This is a genomic window from Streptomyces brevispora (genome assembly GCF_007829885.1).
Classification (GTDB): domain Bacteria; phylum Actinomycetota; class Actinomycetes; order Streptomycetales; family Streptomycetaceae; genus Streptomyces; species Streptomyces brevispora.
The window spans coordinates 1627808-1644645 of sequence record NZ_VIWW01000001.1; the positions used below are offsets into that span (position 1 = coordinate 1627808).

The window sequence follows — 16838 nt, forward strand, 5'->3', positions numbered from 1 at the left end:
GAGGGGTACGGGGGCTTCCTGCGGTCTCAGCCCTGCGGCAGGCCGGCCAGTTGGTTGGTGATCCGCTCGATGTCGGCCTCGGCCTTGGCGAGCCGGCCACGGATCTTGTCGACCACGTTGTCCGGGGCCTTGGCCAGGAACGCCTCGTTGCCGAGCTTCCCGGTGGCCTGCGCCTTCTCCTTCTGCGCCGCCTCCAGGTCCTTCGTCAGGCGCTTGCGCTCGGCGGCGACGTCGATGGTGCCGGACAGGTCGAGCGCGACCGTGGCGCCCGCGACCGGCAGCGACGCGGTGGCGTGGAAGCCGTCCCCGGCGGGCTGGAGGCGCAGCAGCTGACGGATGGCCGCCTCGTGCGCGGCGAGCTGCGTACCGGTCAGGGTCAGCTCGGCCGGGACCTTCTGGCCGGGCTGGAGGCCCTGGTCGGAGCGGAAGCGGCGGACCTCGGTGACGACCTGCTGGACCAGCTCGATCTCCTTCTCGGCGGCGTCGTCACGGAAGCCGCTGTCCGTGGGCCAGTCTGCGATGACGACGGACTCGCGGCCGGTGAGCGCGGTCCACAGCGTCTCCGTGACGAACGGGACGACCGGGTGCAGGAGTCGCAGCATCACGTCGAGGACCTCGCCCAGGACCCGGCCCGAGACCTCGGCCGGCCTGCCGCCGCCGAAGAACGTGGTCTTGGACAGTTCGACGTACCAGTCGAAGACCTCGTCCCAGGCGAAGTGCCGCAGCGCCTCGCTGAGCTTGGAGAACTGGAAGTCGTCGTAGTACGCGTCGACTTCGGCGACGGTCTTGTTGAGCCGGGACAGGATCCAGCGGTCGGTCACCGACATCTCGTCGGCGGCCGGCAGCTCGCCCTCGATGGTGGCGCCGTTCATCAGGGCGAAGCGGGTGGCGTTCCAGATCTTGTTGGAGAACTTGGCGGAACCCTGGACCCACTCCTCGCCGATCGGGACGTCGACGCCGGGGTTGGCGCCGCGCGCCAGGGTGAAACGGAGCGCGTCGGAGCCGTACTTGTCCATCCAGTCCAGCGGGTTGACCACGTTGCCGAAGGACTTCGACATCTTCTTGCCGTGCTCGTCGCGGACCATCCCGTGCAGCACGATCGTCTCGAACGGCGGGACGCCGTCGTTGACGTACAGGCCGAACATCATCATCCGGGCGACCCAGAAGAAGAGGATGTCGTAGCCGGTGACCAGGACGGAGTTCGGGTAGAACTTCGCGAGGCTGTCGGTCTGTTCGGGCCAGCCGAGCGTGGAGAAGGGCCACAGGCCGGAGGAGAACCAGGTGTCCAGGACATCGCTGTCCTGCGTCCAGCCCTCGCCGGTGGGTGCCTCGTCGTCCGGTCCGACGCAGACGACCTCTCCGTTCGGGCCGTACCAGACGGGGATGCGGTGGCCCCACCAGAGCTGGCGCGAGATCGTCCAGTCGTGGAGGTTGTCGACCCAGTCGAAGTAGCGCTTCTCCATCTCCTGCGGATGGATCTTGACCTTGCCGTCGCGGACGGCGTCACCGGCCGCCTTGGCGAGCGGCTCGACCTTGACCCACCACTGGAGGGAGAGGCGCGGCTCGATGGTCGTCTTGCAGCGCGAGCAGTGCCCGACGGAGTGGACGTACGGACGCTTCTCGGCGACGATCCGGCCCTCGGCGCGCAGGGCGGCGACGATGGCGGAGCGGGCCTCCAGCCGGTCCAGTCCCTGGAAGGGGCCGGGGACGGTGATGACGGCGCGCTCGTCCAGGACGGTGAGGAACGGCAGGTCGTGGCGCTTGCCGATCTCGAAGTCGTTCGGGTCGTGCGCCGGGGTCACCTTGACGGCGCCGGTGCCGAACTCGGGGTCGACGTGGTGGTCGGCGACGACCGGGATCGTACGGTCGGTCAGCGGCAGTCTGATCTGCTTGCCGACCAGGTGCTTGTAGCGCTCGTCGTCGGGGTGGACGGCGACGGCGGTGTCTCCGAGCATCGTCTCGGCGCGGGTGGTGGCCACGACGATGGTCTCGTCGCCGTCGCCGTACTTCATGGAGACGAGCTCGCCGTCGTCCTCCTGGTACTCGACCTCGATGTCCGAGATCGCGGTGAGGCAGCGCGGGCACCAGTTGATGATGCGCTCGGCGCGGTAGACAAGCCCGTCGTCGTACATCCGCTTGAAGACGGTCTGGACGGCCTTGGACAGGCCCTCGTCCATGGTGAACCGCTCACGGGACCAGGCGACGCCCTCGCCGAGGCGGCGCATCTGGCCGGAGATCTGGCCGCCGGACTCGTCCTTCCACTGCCAGACGCGCTCGACGAAGGCCTCGCGGCCCAGGTCGTGGCGGGACTTGCCCTCCTTGCCGAGTTCGCGCTCGACGACGTTCTGGGTGGCGATGCCGGCGTGGTCCATACCGGGCTGGTAGAGCGCCTCGAAGCCCTGCATCCGCTTGCGGCGGACGAGCGCGTCGATCAGCGTGTGCTCGAAGGCGTGTCCCAGGTGCAGGGAGCCGGTGACGTTGGGCGGCGGGATGACGATGGAGTACGGCGGTTTGTCGCTGTGCTCGTCGGCCTCGAAGTAGCCGCGCTCCACCCAGCGCTCATACAGCTCCCCCTCTACCTCGGCCGGCGTGTACTGGGTCGGCAGTTCGGGGTTGCTGGCTGGCTGCTGCGCTGCGTTCTCGGTCACGCCCCACAGTTTAGGGCCGTCACAGTCGTGCACTGAAACCGGTTTGTTCAGTAACGGTGTCCCTCCCGGTGCCCCACCCCCGCGGGCCTTCCGTCAGGATGTTCGGAACGCAGAGAAACACATGAGCATGACGAACAGGGGAATCCGCAGATGAGCTTCAACCAGCCGGGCCCGTACGACGGTCAGCCGCCCCAGGGCCGGCCCGGACCGTACGGCCAGCAGCCGGGCCCGTACGGCGGCCCGCCGCCGCAGGGCCAGCCGCAGGGGCAGCCCGGTTACGGGTACCCGCAGCAGGCCCCCCAGGGTGTCCCGCCGCAGCAGCAGCCCCCGCAGCCGGGCTACGGCTACCCGCAGGCCCAGCAGCCCGGCCCGTACGGCCAGCAGCCCCCCACTCCCCCGTACGGCGGCCAGCCGGTCTACGGCCAGCAGCCCGGGTTCCCCCCGGCCCAGCCGCCGAAGAAGAAGACCGGCCTGATCATCGGCGGCGTGATCGTGGCGCTGGCGGTCATCGGCGGCGGCGTGTACCTCCTTACGTCGGGCGGGGGCGCGAGCAACAGCGATGTCGCGGACTCCACGAAGGGGTACAAGCTGACACCGGCGGCGACGCTGGACGGCTACAAGAAGGCCCCCTCCGCCGCGGCGGCTTCAGGGCCGGCCACCGGCGAGGCCAAGACCCGGTACGAGAACCTGGGGATCAAGGACCCCCAGCAGGCAGGCGCCACCTATCAGTCGGGCGCCGCGGACAATCCCGCCTCGGTCAAGTCCGTCACGCTCATGGGCATCTGGGGCGACGTCACCGATCCCGCGAAGGTCATCGACACCGCCTTCAACGGCGCGGAGGAGAACTTCAAGAAGGGCGCCGAAGGGATGGAAGTCCAGCGCATCGGCAGCCCCAAGGCCCTCACACCGGACGGTTTCAAGGGCGCCCTCATGAAGTGCCAGGACCTGAAGGTGCTGAACAAGGAGAGCGACGGCACCGTCGCCAAGGGACCGAAGGAATTCGTCATCCCCGTCTGCGTCTGGGCCGACTACAGCACGGTCGGCACCGTGCTCGGAGTCGACGTGGCCCTGTCCATGACCGGCAAGGGGATGCCGCAGGAGGAGGCGGCGGCCATCACCGCCAAGCTCTACAACACCTCCCGCACCAAGATCTGATCCGGGCAACGCGAAGGGGCGCCCAGCCGGTTCATCCGGGCGGGCGCCCCTTCGCGTACGTACCTACATCACCGCTACGCCGACTTCTCGTGCCGCCCGTCGTCGCCCTTGCCGATCGTCCGCGGCTCGCGCGGGACCAGGGTCGGGTTGACGTTGTTGCGGACCACGTCCGAGGTGATGACGACCCGGGCGACGTCCTTGCGGGACGGCACCTCGTACATCACGGACTGGAGGACTTCCTCCATGATGGCGCGCAGACCGCGCGCGCCGGTCTGGCGCAGGATCGCCTGGTCGGCGATGGCCTCCAGCGCCTCGCGCTCGAAGTCCAGCTCCACACCGTCGAGTTCGAACAGCCGCTGGTACTGCTTCACCAGGGCGTTGCGCGGCTCGATGAGGATCTGGAGCAGGGCCTCGCGGTCCAGGTTGTGGACCGAGGTCAGGACCGGGAGACGGCCGATGAACTCGGGGATCATCCCGAACTTCACCAGGTCCTCCGGCATGACCTCCTGGAACTGGTCGCTCGCCTGGATCTCCAGCTTGGAGCGGATCGTGGCGCCGAAGCCGATGCCCTTCGCGCCCGCCCGCGACTCGATGATCTTCTCGAGACCGGAGAACGCGCCGCCCACGATGAACAGCACGTTCGTCGTGTCGATCTGGATGAACTCCTGGTGCGGGTGCTTCCGGCCGCCCTGCGGCGGCACGGAGGCGGTGGTGCCCTCCAGGATCTTCAGCAGGGCCTGCTGGACGCCCTCGCCGGAGACATCGCGGGTGATCGACGGGTTCTCGCTCTTGCGGGCGACCTTGTCGATCTCGTCGATGTAGATGATCCCGGTCTCGGCCTTCTTGACGTCGTAGTCAGCGGCCTGGATCAGCTTCAGCAGGATGTTCTCGACGTCCTCGCCGACATAGCCGGCCTCCGTCAGCGCCGTCGCGTCGGCGATGGCGAACGGGACGTTGAGCATGCGGGCCAGTGTCTGCGCGAGGAGCGTCTTGCCGGAGCCCGTGGGGCCCAGCAGCAGGATGTTGGACTTGGCGAGCTCGATCGCGTCGTCGCGACCCGTCCCGCCGCCGTTCTCCCCGGCCTGGACCCGCTTGTAGTGGTTGTACACAGCGACCGAGAGGGCCTTCTTCGCGGGCTCCTGCCCTACGACGTACCCCTCGAGGAACTCGTAGATCTCGCGCGGCTTGGGAAGTTCCTCCCACCGCACCTCTGAGGTCTCCGCGAGCTCCTCCTCGATGATCTCGTTGCAGAGATCAATGCACTCGTCGCAGATGTACACACCGGGTCCCGCGATGAGCTTCTTCACCTGCTTCTGGCTCTTTCCGCAGAACGAGCACTTGAGCAGGTCGCCGCCATCACCGATGCGTGCCACGAGGTGCTTCCCCTTCGCCTGGGAGACGCCTGGTTCAGCGGCTCCTGGTGCCTCTATCCGACGGTACCTTGCCTGGCCCCCCGTTCGGGCCCCCCTTGGCACGGTTCACACGGCCGAGGCCGGGTGACCCTGCCGTACCAAGGGGTAAAGGCCGACGTCAGACGGCCGCTCCGGCCGCGGTCTTGCGCGTCGCGACGATCTGGTCGACCAGACCGTATGCCAGGGCGTCGTCGGCGGTCAGGATCTTGTCCCGCTCGATGTCGTCGCGGATCTTCTCGATCGGCGTGGTGGAGTGCTTCGCCAGCAGTTCCTCGAGCTGGCTCCGCATCCGCAGGATCTCGTTGGCCGCGATCTCCAGGTCGGAGAGCTGCTCGCGGCCGGTCTGCGACGACGGCTGGTGGATCAGGATACGCGCGTTCGGCAGCGCCAGACGCTTGCCCGGCGCGCCCGCGGCGAGCAGCACGGCCGCGGCGGAGGCCGCCTGGCCCATGCAGACCGTCTGGATGTCCGGCTTCACGAACTGCATCGTGTCGTAGATCGCGGTGAGCGCGGTGAACGAGCCGCCGGGGCTGTTGATGTAGATCGAGATGTCCCGGTCCGGGTCCATCGACTCCAGGCACAGCAGCTGCGCCATGACGTCGTTGGCGGAGGCGTCGTCGATCTGCACCCCGAGGAAGATCACGCGCTCCTCGAAGAGCTTCGCGTACGGGTCGTACTCACGCACGCCCTGCGAGGTGCGCTCCACGAAGCGCGGCACGATGTAGCGGTTGTCCACCTGCGGGCCGTTGTAGAGGCCGCTCGCGGAGGCGCCGGGGAAGTTGTTCATGTGGGTGTTCACCATCCTGGTGGCGTTCTGTGGCTGGGTGTCTCGGCGTACGAGAGATGCGCGGCGCGGGTGCGGCGCGGTCCGGTGCGAAGCCGGATCAGGCGCCGGTGCCGCCGCCGCCCGGAACGCCCGACGCGATCGTGATGATCTCGTCGATGAGGCCGTAGTCCTTGGCCTCCTCCGCGGTGTACCAGCGGTCGCGGTCGCCGTCGCGGATGATCGTCTCCACGGTCTGGCCGGAGTGGCGGGCGGTGATCTCCGCCATCCGCTGCTTGGTGCGCAGCAGGTACTGGGCCTGGATCTTGATGTCCGAGGCCGTACCGCCGATACCGGCCGAACCCTGGTGCATGAGGATGTCGGTGTTCGGGAGCGCGAAGCGCTTGCCCGCGGTGCCGCCGGTGAGCAGGAACTGGCCCATCGAGGCCGCCATGCCCATACCGATGGTGACCACGTCGTTCGGGATGTACTGCATGGTGTCGTAGACCGCCATGCCGGCCGTCACCGAACCGCCGGGGCTGTTGATGTAGAGGTAGATGTCCTTGTCCGGGTCGGCGGCAAGGAGAAGCAGCTGTGCGGTGATCTTGTTGGCGATGTCATCGTCGACCTGCTGGCCGAGGAAGATGATGCGCTCGCCGAGCAGTCGGCTGTAGACCTGGTCACCGAGGCCTCCACCGAGGGACGGCTCTCCGGCGGCGTAGGGCATCAGATTCGTCACGTATCCACCTGCTCGTCTCTGACGGCTCCGGCCGTCTCAGCGTCTTCGTACCGGGTGGGCCGGGACTCCCCGACCCTTCCTATTCATGGACCCTAACGCGCAGGTGGGACAACGCCATCCCGCTTCCGCAACTGTTCGCTGGGAGCGCAAGCTCCGCAGTCCGCACGCGGGTTGTGGGGATGTCCACCGATACGACGACGGGCCCCGGACGCATGTGCGTCCGGAGCCCGTCGTACGGGTTCAGCGCGAGGCTCAGGCCTCGGTCTTCTCCTCGGCCGGGGCGTCGGAGGCGCCCTCTGCGGCCTCGACCACCTCGGTGGCCTCCTCCGCCACGTCCTCGTCGTCCTCCAGCTCGACGACCTCACCGTTGGTGTCGACGACCTTGGCGGCCTCGACGACCACGGCCAGCGCCTTGCCGCGGGCGACCTCGCCGACGAGCATCGGCACCTGGCCACCCTCGACGACGGCCTGGGCGAACTGGTCGGGGCTCATGCCGGAGGACTGCGCGCGCCGCATGAGGTGCTCGGTGAGCTCCTCCTGGTTGACGTTCAGCTTCTCCTTGTTGACGAGCTCGTCAAGGATGAACTGGGTCTTGATGCCCTTGATGGCCTGCTCGGACGTCTCCGCCTCGAACTCCTCAAGGGTCTTGCCCTGGATCTCCAGGTACTTCTCCAGGTCGAGACCCATCTGGCCGAGCTGGTGGTGCTCCAGGTTGTGCTTGCGGGTCTGGACCTCGTCCGCGAGCAGCTTCTCGGGGATCGGGACCTCGGCGAGCTTCAGCAGCTCCTCCAGGACGCGCTCCTGGGCCTGCGTGGCCTGGTCGTACTGCTTGCTGTTCTCAAGGCGCTTGCGGCTGTCGGCCTTGAGCTCGTCGAGCGTGTCGAACTCGCTCGCCATCTGGGCGAACTCGTCGTCCAGCTCGGGAAGCTCACGGGCGGCGACGGCGGTGACCTTGACGGTGACCTCGGCCTCCTTGCCCTCGGCGGAGCCGCCCTTCAGCTCGGAGGTGAAGGTGGCCTCGCCACCCGCCTCCAGGCCGGTGACGGCGTCGTCGATGCCTTCGAGGAGCTCGCCGGAACCGATGGTGTACGAAACACCCTCGGCTACGCCGTCCTCCAGGACCTCGCCTTCGACCTTGGCGGTCAGGTCGATCGTGACGACGTCGCCGTCGGCGGCGGCGCGCTCGACCGGGTTGGTCGAGGCGAAGCGCTCACGGAGCTGCTCCACGGCCTTCTCGACGTCCTCGTCGCTGACCTCAAGGGCGTCGACGGTGACCTCGATGCCGGAGTAGTCCGGAATCTCGATCTCGGGGCGTACGTCAACCTCGGCGGTGAAGGCCAGCAGTTCGCCGTCCTTCAGTTCCGTGATGTCGACCTCCGGCTGGCCGAGGACGTTGAGCTCTCCCTCGTTGACGGCCTCGGTGTAGAACTTCGGGAGCGCGTCGTTGACGGCCTCCTCCAGCACAGCACCACGGCCGAACCGCTGGTCGATGACCCGGTTGGGGATCTTGCCCTTGCGGAACCCCTTCACCGTGACCTGCTGGTTGATCTTCTTGTACGCCGCGTCGAGGCTGTCCTTGAGCTCCTCGAAGGGCACCTCAATGCTGAGCCGAACCCGAGTCGGGTTCAGGGTCTCCACGGCGCTCTTCACGGTTCGGTCTCCTTGTGGCTGACTTCTAGGGGTTCTGCTCCACCGCACAGGTGGCGGCTTCGCGGACCGAGCCCGGTACATCAGACACACGGGCACGCATTTTGCATAGTAACGGCAAGGGGGAGAACTCCCACAATGCGATCTTGCCGATGGTCGGGGTGGCCGGATTCGAACCGACGACCTTCCGCTCCCAAAGCGGACGCGCTACCAAGCTGCGCCACACCCCGTCGGTGCGACACGTAGGGTACATGCAGACCGAGGGTGCGTCGGCCGCTTTTGCGCGGCGGCGCGCAACTCGGCACCTGGTGTCGCGATCGAGTGTGCGGGCAACGCCCGTGACCCGCTACGATGCTTCTCGTGCCGCGGTCCTCGTGACCTGCGGTGCGTTGCATGCGGGCGTAGCTCAATGGTAGAGCCCTAGTCTTCCAAACTAGCTACGCGGGTTCGATTCCCGTCGCCCGCTCCATGCCTCGGGCCCGGCCCGGCGACATCCTTCTCGGATGGTTGCCGGACCGGGCCTTTCGCGTTTCTGCGCACGGAGCGGCCGCGGATCAGCTTCTGATCCGCGGCCCCGGATCAGAAGCTGATCTGGTTGATGCTCTGCGCTATCGAGTCCATGAACTTCTGGATCGACGGCGCCATGCCGGTCGATGCCAGGAAGAAGCCGAAGAGCACCGCGACGACCGCGGGTCCGGCCTTGATGGAGCCACCTCGGATCAGGACCACCAGGATGATCGCCAAAAGAAGCACCACAGACAGTGAAATGGCCACGACTGATCACACCCTCGGTCGGTCCGCCTTGCCGGCCCGGAGGCGTGCGGCCGCGCACTCCTCCGTTGACGTCCATCGTGCCACCAACTCCCCTGTGGTCGCTGCCAGGTGACGAATGGACCGGTCGGTATCGCGCCATCTTGCGCAGCGTGCGCGCCGGCGCGCGACGTCCGGGCGCGGCCCGTCGGCCCGGTGGCCGCACGGCGGGTGCGGGAAGACGCCCGGGGCAATGCCCGATGAACGGGAATGATCCACAACGGTGATCGTTTCCTTATCCACACACTTTATTCACATGCAATTCCCAGGGTCGAATGCGACGTAACTCTCCTCCCTCAATCGCCTGGCGATATGCACCATTTAAGGAGGATCAACATGCCCATACCGGGCAAAAGTTGAGGGTTTGACTTTCGTTCAGCCGGGCACACGCGATATTCGATGGCGGTTTTACGAAATGCAATCGAGACGTCTAGGGTGCTTGAGATGTTCCACGCTCCGAACGTATTTCAGAGGGACCCGCTCCCACCGGCGACCCGGGAGTCGGAGCCCGAACGCCAGGCGCCCGCAGGGGTGGCGGTAGCGGAACGACCTGCGCAGAACGCGCCTGCGAACGCGCCTGCGAAGAACGAGCCTGCGAAGAACGAGCCTGCGAAGAAGCGTGACGCCTACTTCGACAACGCCAAGTACCTGGCCATCGTGCTGGTCGCGGTGGCGCACTCATGGGTACCGGTCATGGAGGGAAGCCGGGCGGCCCGCGCGCTGTACATGGTGACGTACACCTTCCACATGCCGGCCTTCATCATCATTTCCGGCTATTTCTCACGCTCGTTCAGCCCGACCCCCGCCAAGGTGAAGCGCCTGGTCACCGGGGTCGCTGTGCCGTATGTGGTGTTCGAGACGGCGTACTCGCTGTTCCGGCGGTACGCGAACGACTCGCCCGACGCGGCGATCAGCCTGCTGGAGCCCTGGTACCTGACCTGGTTCCTGGCCGCGCTGTTCATCTGGCGGATCACCACGCCGATCTGGCAGAACCTGCGTCACCCGCTGGCGGTCTCGCTCGTCATCGCCGTCCTCGCCTCGCTCACCCCCGGCATCGGCGACGATCTCGACCTGCCGCGCGTTCTGCAGTTCCTGCCGTTCTTCGTGCTCGGACTCCAGCTCAGGCCCGAGCACTTCCGGCTGGTCCAGCGGCGCGAGGTACGGCTGCTCGCCCTGCCGCTGTTCGCCGGCGCGGCGGTCTTCGCCTACTGGGCGGCGCCCCGGATGCAACTGGGCTGGTTCCTGCGCGACTCCAGCGCCCAGGACATGAACGCCCCATGGTGGTCCGGCGCGGTGATGACGCTCGCGCTGTTCGGCTGCGCGACGCTGCTGACCATCGGGTTCCTGGCGTGGGTGCCGCGCCGCCCCATGTGGTTCACGGTGCTGGGCGCCGGGACGATCTGCGGCTATCTGCTGCACGGCTTCCTGGTGAAGGGCGCCGACTACGCCGGGATCTTCGACCGGAACGAGTGGCTGGTCTCGCCGACCGGTCTGGTGCTCGTCACCCTGGTCGCCACGGCCGGCGTGACGCTGCTGTGCACGCCGCCGGTGCGGCGGGCCCTGCGGTGCGTGACCGAGCCGGACATGAACTGGGCGTTCCGGCGGGACTCCGCAAGGATCTGAGATGCGGCGAGGCCCCGTCCGGATGGGCGGGGCCTCGCCGTGTTGGCTCAATCCCGCTGTTCGGTGGGCGATTTCGGTGCGGTGAGCCCGAGCAGGCTCCGTACCTGCGCATACTTCTCGGCCAGCCGGGTACGGGTCGCCGGGTCCAGCGCCGCGAGGCGGGCCGGGTCGGCGTTGTGCGCGAGATCGGACTCCTTGATCAGCAGCGCGCCCGGGGTCGCAAGGATGCGGCGTGTGTACGTCGGCAGGTCCTCACCGTCCCGCTTGGTGACCGCGAGGACCATGTCCTTGACCTGCTGCGGCAGCGCGGCCCCGGCCAGCCATCGCGCCGACAGCGCGTCGTCCTCGACCGCGTCGTGCAGCCAGGCGGCGGCGATCTGCTCGTCGCTGCCGCCCCGGGCGCGCACGCCCTCGGCGACGGCCGCGAGATGTTCGGTGTACGGCCGGCCCGCCTTGTCCCGCTGACCGGCGTGGGCCTCGCGGGCGATGCGCTCGACTTCGGCCAGGGTCAGCTGTGCGCGGGGTGCTGTCATGGCCCGACTCTACGGACGGACCGGCACAGTTGGGGATCTCGGCGGTGGTGGCGAGGGCGCCCGGCGCAGGCGAAATGCTTGCAACGTCAATCATTCGGTAAACTAATTACTGACTAATTCTTGACGCGTTCTTGACCTAAAGAAGGACCGGGCTCATCGGACACGCAGACACGCTCATCGCCATGGGCGGCGCATTCCTCGCCGCCGCCGTTCTCGCCCGCGTCGGCAGCCGCATCGGACTGCCGACCATCCCCCTGTTCATCCTGGCCGGAATCCTGCTCGGCCCGCACACCCCCGGCATCGTCCTCGTCGCCGACCCGCACGACCTGGAGATGCTCTCCGCGCTCGGCCTGGTGCTGCTGCTCTTTTACCTCGGCCTGGAGTTCCACCTCGACGACCTCAAGGCGGGCGGGCGCAAGATGGCGCTCGCCGTGGGCGCCTATCTCGCTCTGAACGTCGGCGCCGGACTCGGCTTCGGTTTCGCGCTGGGCTGGGGCACGTCGGAGGCACTGGTGCTCGCCGGGGTGCTCGGCATCTCGTCGTCGGCCATCGTCACCAAGGTCCTGGTCGACCTGGGCCGGATCGGCAATCCGGAGACCAAGCCGATCCTCGGCATCATCGTCGTCGAGGACGTGTTCCTCGCGCTGTACCTGGCAGCCCTCCAGCCCATCCTCTCGGGCGCCGACAGCCTCGCCGCGGCGGCGGTCGACGGCGGCAAGGCCTTCGGATTCCTGCTGGTGCTCGCCCTGGTCGCCCGGTTCGGCACCAAACTCATCAGCAAGCTGATCAACACCCGGGACGACGAACTGCTCGTCATCTCCTTCCTCGGTGCCGCGGTCCTGGTGGCCGGCATCTCGGAGTGGTTCGGGGTCGCGGACGCCATCGGCGCCTTCATGGTGGGCCTGATGCTCGGCAGCACCACCTCGGGGACACGCATCCTGAAGCTGGTCCATCCGCTGCGCGACGCCTTCGGCGCGATCTTCTTCTTCGCCTTCGGCCTCTCCATCGACCCCGGCGATCTGCCGATCGTGCTGTGGGCGGTACTGGCCGCCGTCGCGCTGACCCTCGCCATGAACGTCCTCGCGGGAGTCGCCACGGCCAAGCTGTACGGGTTCGGCCCGCAGGCCACGGCGAACATCTCCACCACCCTGGTGGCACGCGGCGAGTTCGCGCTCATCCTCGCCACGATGGCGGCGGGCGCGGGACTGGACGAGCGGCTGGCACCGTTCATCGCCGGATACGTCCTCGTCCTCGCGGTCCTGGCACCGCTGGTGGCCGGACGCTCGCACTGGCTGGCCCAAATCCTTCCGGGCGGACGCGATGCCGCACTCACCCCGATCCGGTGACGGACCGAACCCCGTTGACGCACGCCCGATTCGAACCGGTTGCGTACGGTTCAGGATTTGCGTGACAACAGCAGCAGTGCCCGGTCGTCGTTGACGTCCTTGGCGCACGCCTCGATGAGGTGCCAGGCCGCGCCCTCGAAGCCCGTCGAGACATAGCGGTCGGCCTCGCCGGTCAGCCGGTCGATGCCCTCCGCCATGTCCCGGTCGGACGTCTCCACCAGTCCGTCGGTGAACAGCATCAGCACGTCCCCGGGGGCCAGCGAGCCCTTCACGGCGTCGAACTGCGCCCCGTCGTACACCCCGAGCAGGGGACCCCCCGCGGCCTTCTCCTCCCACCGGCCGCTGCCGGCGTGGAGCTGGAGGGCGGGGGGATGGCCTGCCGAGAGGATTTCGTAGTCGCCCGATTCGAGGTCCAGGACCAGATGGATCGAGGTGGCGAAGCCCTCGTCCCAGTCCTGCCGCAGCAGATAGCCGTTGGCGGCGGGCAGGAAGCCGTGCGGCGGCAGCGATCCGAGGAGCCCGCCGAAGGCGCCGGACAGCAGCAGGGCACGGGAGCCCGCGTCCATGCCCTTGCCCGACACATCGGTGAGCACGGCCTCCAGGGTGCGGCCGCCGTTGGTGCGGGCCGCGACGACGAAGTCGCCGGAGAAGGACTGCCCGCCCGCCGGGCGCAGCGACATCTCCCGGTGCCAGCCCTGCGGGAGCCGGGGCAGCGCACTCTGGACCCGGATGCGTTCGCGCAGGTCGAAGAGCATCGTGCCGCCGCGTCGCCACGGCACGCCGACCCTGGCCCGGAACTGGGCGAGCACCAGCCCGAAGAAGCCGCAGGCCGCGACCGTCAGCACGGTTCCGGGGGTGACCCCGACCGTGCCGTCCTTGAACGGGCCGAGCCAGATGGACTCGACGATCAGGGCCGTGGCGGCGGCCGCGTACAGGCCGAGCAGGCTGGCGGGCCGCAGCAGCAGGCCGCCCGCGACGATCGGCAGGACGAGTGCGGCCGGTGAGCACCACACGGGGTTGAGGAGAGTGCCGCAGGTGATGGCCGGGATGACCATCAGCAGGGCGGCCAGGGCGATCCAGTCGGAGCCGTCACCGCGGAAGTAGTCGACTCCGGATCTGCGCAGCGTGCTGCGTACCCGGTGTGCCGATTTCCTCAATCGGGCCGGGTATGTCTCTGCTCCTGCGCGTCGGGCCATTGCGGGGACCTTATCCACCCGACGGCCTTCGGTGCAGGGGGACCCCTGTGACAATGCGTTCGAAAACGGGTCGCTCGGCCGCCGTCGCCCCTGGTAGGAATGGCATATGACTACAGAGCTCCGCGTATTGCAGCCGTCCGAATGGAACGAATGGTTCGAGTGCCTGGAGCTCGCCTTCGGAGGGGTGGCCGAGGCTCCCGAGGAGCGCGAGCTGGTGGAGTCGCTGACCGAGCACGAGCGGTCGTTGGGGGTTTGGGACGGCACGGATGTGGTGGCCACGTCAGGGGCTTTCAGCTTCCGGCTGGCCGTGCCGGGCGGGGCCCTGGTGCCGGCCGCGGGTGTGACGATGGTGAGTGTCGCCGCCACGCACCGCAGGCGTGGGCTGCTGACCTCGATGATGCGCCGCCAGCTCGACGACGTTCGGGCGCTGGGTGAGCCGATCGCCGTGCTCACGGCGTCGGAGCCGGCGATCTACGGCCGCTACGGGTACGGGGCGGCGAGCCGCCAGATGTCCCTGACGATCGACACGGACCGGGTGCGGCTGAACGTTCCGGAGGGTACGGACGAGGTCCGGCTGCGGTACGCGAAGAAGGACGAGGCGGTCGCGGCGTGCGAGAGCGTGTACGCGCGTCTGGTGCCGGGCCGGCCCGGCACTCCGGCCCACGGTCCGGGCTGGGAGCGCAAGTCGCTCGTCGATCCGGTGAGTTCACGGCAGGGCGGTTCGGCGTTGCAGTGCCTGCTGGCCGAGCGGGACGGGGAGGTGGTGGGCTACACGACGTACCACATCAAACCGGAATGGGAGGCGTCGGGCCCCAAGGGCCGGATCGTGGTGGGCGATCTGGCGGCGCTGGATCCCGCGGGGTACGCGGCGCTGTGGCGGTTCCTCTTCGCGATCGACCTGACGTCGACGGTCGAGGCACGCAACCGGCCGGCGGACGACGCGGTGCTGCATCTGGTATCGGACGTACGGCGCTGCGAGATCCGGATCCGGGACTCGCTCCATGTGCGGCTGGTTGACGTGGGCGCGGCACTGGAGGCGCGGAGCTACCGGGCGCCGATGGATGTGGTGTTCGAGATCGAGGACGCGTTCTGCCCCTGGAACGAGGGGCGTTGGCGGCTGACGGCCGACGCGAAGGGCGGTGCGTCGTGCAAGCGCACCGAGGAGGCGGCAGATCTGGCGCTGTCGGTGCGGGAGCTGGGGTCCGCGTATCTGGGCGGCGAGTCGATGGGCGCGCTGGCCCTGGCCGGGCGGGTGCGGGAGCTTCGGGCGGGGGCGGTGGCGGAGGTGTCGTCGGCGTTCCTGTCGGACGTGGCGCCGTGGCTGCCGCGGGGGTTCTGAGGTTCCGGGGCTTCCCGCGGTCGGTTTCGTCCTCAGCGCCGGACTGGCTGGAAATCAAGCCCGTCCGGCGCCTTGAGGACGTCAGCGGCCCGTCCGGCGCTTGAGGACACAGAGAGCCCTGTCCGGCGCTCGAGGACACCGGGAGCCCGTCCGGCGCATGAGGACGCGGGTGCGGTCAGTGGGACTGGCATCCCGGGCACCAGAACAGGTTGCGGGAGGCCAGGTCCGCCGTGCGGATCTCCGTGCCGCAGATGTGGCACGCCTGCCGGGCGCGCCGGTAGACGTACACCTCGCCGCCGTGGTCGTCCACCCGCGGCGGGCGGCCCATCGCCTCGGGCAGGTGCGCGGGGCGGACCGTGTCGATGCGGTTGTTGCGTACGCCCTCGCGCATCAGCTCGCCCAGGTCCGCCCAGATCGCGTCCCACTCGCGGCGTGTGAGGTCCCTGCCGGGCCGGTACGGGTCGATGCCGTGCCGGAACAGCACCTCCGCGCGGTACACGTTGCCCACGCCCGCGACGACCCTCTGGTCCATCAGCAGGGCGGCGACGGTGATCCGGCTCCGGGAGATCCGCAGCCACGCGCGCTCGCCGTCCTCGTCGGAGCGCAGCGGGTCGGGGCCCAGCCGGTCGTGTATCGCCTGCTTCTCGGCGTCGGTGATCAGTGCGCAGGTGGTGGGGCCGCGCAGATCCGCGTGGTGCTCGTCGGTCAGCAGGCGCAGCCGGACCGTGTCGGTGGGCGGCGGGGCCGGGGCCGTACCGAATCCCAGCTTGCCGAACAGGCCGAGGTGGACATGGACCCAGCCGGTCCCCTCGAAGCCGAGGAAGAGGTGCTTGCCGTGCGCGTCCACCGCGTCGAGCACCCGGCCGTCGAGCAGGACGGCACTGTCGGAGAACTTGCCCTGCGGGCTGCTCACCCGCACCGGCCGGCCGGCGAACCTGTCCCGGTGGTCCGCCGCGAGGCGGTGGATCGTGTGTCCCTCGGGCACGGCGGCGGCTCTCCTGGGTAAGGCGGTGGCGCGGACATGGCTGTGCCGCCGGGGGCGCCGGCGGCACAGCGGGAAGTGAGGCGGTCAGCCCTGCTGCGGGTGGTGGGCCGGGACCGGGGGGAGCTCGCCGGTGTTCTCGTACGCCGTGAGCATCGCGATGCGGCGGGAGTGCCGCTCCTCGCCGGAGTACGGGGTGGTGAGGAAGATCTCGACGAACTTCGTGCACTCCTCCTCCGTGTGCATCCGGCCGCCGATGGAGATCACGTTGGCGTCGTTGTGCTCGCGGCCCAGCGCGGCGGTCTGCTCGCTCCAGGCGAGTGCGGCGCGGACGCCCTTGACCTTGTTCGCGGCCATCTGCTCGCCGTTGCCGGAGCCGCCGATGACGATGCCGAGGCTGTCCGGGTCGGCGGCCGTCTTCTCGGCGGCGCGCAGGCAGAACGGCGGATAGTCGTCCTGGGCGTCATAGATGTGGGGACCACAGTCGACGGCCTCGTGGCCTTGGGCCTTGAGCCACTCGACGAGGTGGTTCTTGAGTTCGTAACCGGCATGGTCGGAGCCGAGGTACACGCGCATGGGAGGAGTGTGGCACGAGCTTCGCCGGGTAGCCGACGACGGGGTGCGGTGTGGCCCTGGTGTGCGGAG

General features: G+C 68.6%; 14 protein-coding genes and 2 tRNA genes. 5 read left to right on the top strand and 11 right to left on the bottom strand.

Annotated features, from left to right (window positions below; genetic code table 11):
- Positions 1-26 precede the first annotated feature (26 nt).
- Positions 27-2648 carry a valine--tRNA ligase gene (locus tag FHX80_RS07600; RefSeq protein WP_145763498.1) on the bottom strand — a complete coding sequence of 874 codons (2622 nt, stop codon included), beginning with the start codon at positions 2646-2648 and terminating at the stop codon, positions 27-29.
- Positions 2649-2798: 150 nt separating this feature from the next.
- On the opposite strand from FHX80_RS07600, the gene FHX80_RS07605 reads away from it, so the two are divergent.
- Positions 2799-3803 carry a hypothetical protein gene (locus FHX80_RS07605; protein ID WP_145763499.1) on the top strand — a complete coding sequence of 335 codons (1005 nt, stop codon included), beginning with the start codon at positions 2799-2801 and terminating at the stop codon, positions 3801-3803.
- A gap of 74 nt (positions 3804-3877) precedes the next feature.
- Here FHX80_RS07605 and clpX read toward each other — a convergent pair whose 3' ends face one another.
- The 5 genes from clpX to FHX80_RS07630 all read right to left on the bottom strand — a co-directional run bounded on the left by clpX (position 3878) and on the right by FHX80_RS07630 (position 8594).
- Positions 3878-5176, bottom strand: coding sequence for an ATP-dependent Clp protease ATP-binding subunit ClpX (clpX, locus tag FHX80_RS07610; RefSeq protein ID WP_145763500.1), 1299 nt, complete (start codon positions 5174-5176; stop codon positions 3878-3880).
- 157 nt (positions 5177-5333) lie between these two features.
- On the bottom strand, positions 5334-6017 hold the full coding sequence (locus FHX80_RS07615) for an ATP-dependent Clp protease proteolytic subunit (RefSeq protein WP_145763501.1): 684 nt from the start codon (positions 6015-6017) through the stop codon (positions 5334-5336).
- 82 nt (positions 6018-6099) lie between these two features.
- Positions 6100-6705, bottom strand: a complete 606-nt coding sequence (locus FHX80_RS07620) for an ATP-dependent Clp protease proteolytic subunit (protein ID WP_164494417.1) — start codon at positions 6703-6705, stop codon at positions 6100-6102.
- Positions 6706-6969: 264 nt separating this feature from the next.
- Positions 6970-8367 carry a trigger factor gene (gene tig / locus FHX80_RS07625; RefSeq protein ID WP_145763502.1) on the bottom strand — a complete coding sequence of 466 codons (1398 nt, stop codon included), beginning with the start codon at positions 8365-8367 and terminating at the stop codon, positions 6970-6972.
- A 150-nt stretch (positions 8368-8517) separates the two neighbouring features.
- A tRNA-Pro gene (locus FHX80_RS07630) sits at positions 8518-8594 on the bottom strand.
- A 165-nt stretch (positions 8595-8759) separates the two neighbouring features.
- Here FHX80_RS07630 and FHX80_RS07635 point away from each other — a divergent pair.
- Positions 8760-8833 (top strand) — tRNA-Gly (locus FHX80_RS07635).
- A gap of 110 nt (positions 8834-8943) precedes the next feature.
- On the opposite strand, the gene FHX80_RS07640 is transcribed toward FHX80_RS07635, so the two are convergent.
- Positions 8944-9138 carry a hypothetical protein gene (locus FHX80_RS07640; protein ID WP_145763503.1) on the bottom strand — a complete coding sequence of 65 codons (195 nt, stop codon included), beginning with the start codon at positions 9136-9138 and terminating at the stop codon, positions 8944-8946.
- 480 nt (positions 9139-9618) lie between these two features.
- On the opposite strand from FHX80_RS07640, the gene FHX80_RS07645 reads away from it, so the two are divergent.
- Complete coding sequence (locus FHX80_RS07645; RefSeq protein WP_145763504.1) at positions 9619-10797, top strand: acyltransferase family protein; 1179 nt, start codon at positions 9619-9621, stop codon at positions 10795-10797.
- A gap of 47 nt (positions 10798-10844) precedes the next feature.
- Here the strand turns inward: FHX80_RS07645 and FHX80_RS07650 are convergent, their stop codons facing one another.
- Positions 10845-11330 (bottom strand): HD domain-containing protein, encoded by a 486-nt coding sequence (locus FHX80_RS07650; protein WP_145763505.1) that lies wholly within the window; start codon positions 11328-11330, stop codon positions 10845-10847.
- A 182-nt stretch (positions 11331-11512) separates the two neighbouring features.
- Here FHX80_RS07650 and FHX80_RS07655 point away from each other — a divergent pair, with 182 nt between their 5' ends.
- Positions 11513-12676 carry a cation:proton antiporter gene (locus FHX80_RS07655; protein ID WP_145763506.1) on the top strand — a complete coding sequence of 388 codons (1164 nt, stop codon included), beginning with the start codon at positions 11513-11515 and terminating at the stop codon, positions 12674-12676.
- A gap of 50 nt (positions 12677-12726) precedes the next feature.
- Here the strand turns inward: FHX80_RS07655 and FHX80_RS07660 are convergent, their stop codons facing one another.
- Positions 12727-13872, bottom strand: a complete 1146-nt coding sequence (locus tag FHX80_RS07660) for a PP2C family protein-serine/threonine phosphatase (protein ID WP_145763507.1) — start codon at positions 13870-13872, stop codon at positions 12727-12729.
- A 106-nt stretch (positions 13873-13978) separates the two neighbouring features.
- On the opposite strand from FHX80_RS07660, the gene FHX80_RS07665 reads away from it, so the two are divergent.
- On the top strand, positions 13979-15211 hold the full coding sequence (locus tag FHX80_RS07665) for a GNAT family N-acetyltransferase (RefSeq protein ID WP_145763508.1): 1233 nt from the start codon (positions 13979-13981) through the stop codon (positions 15209-15211).
- Positions 15212-15386: 175 nt separating this feature from the next.
- On the opposite strand, the gene FHX80_RS07670 is transcribed toward FHX80_RS07665, so the two are convergent.
- Together FHX80_RS07670 and FHX80_RS07675 are read right to left on the bottom strand one after the other, a co-directional pair.
- The gene (locus FHX80_RS07670) at positions 15387-16196 is read right to left on the bottom strand and encodes an Fpg/Nei family DNA glycosylase (protein ID WP_145763509.1); all 810 of its coding nucleotides are present in this window, start codon (positions 16194-16196) and stop codon (positions 15387-15389) included.
- Positions 16197-16280: 84 nt separating this feature from the next.
- Positions 16281-16769, bottom strand: coding sequence for a ribose-5-phosphate isomerase (locus tag FHX80_RS07675; protein WP_145763510.1), 489 nt, complete (start codon positions 16767-16769; stop codon positions 16281-16283).
- Positions 16770-16838 lie beyond the last annotated feature (69 nt).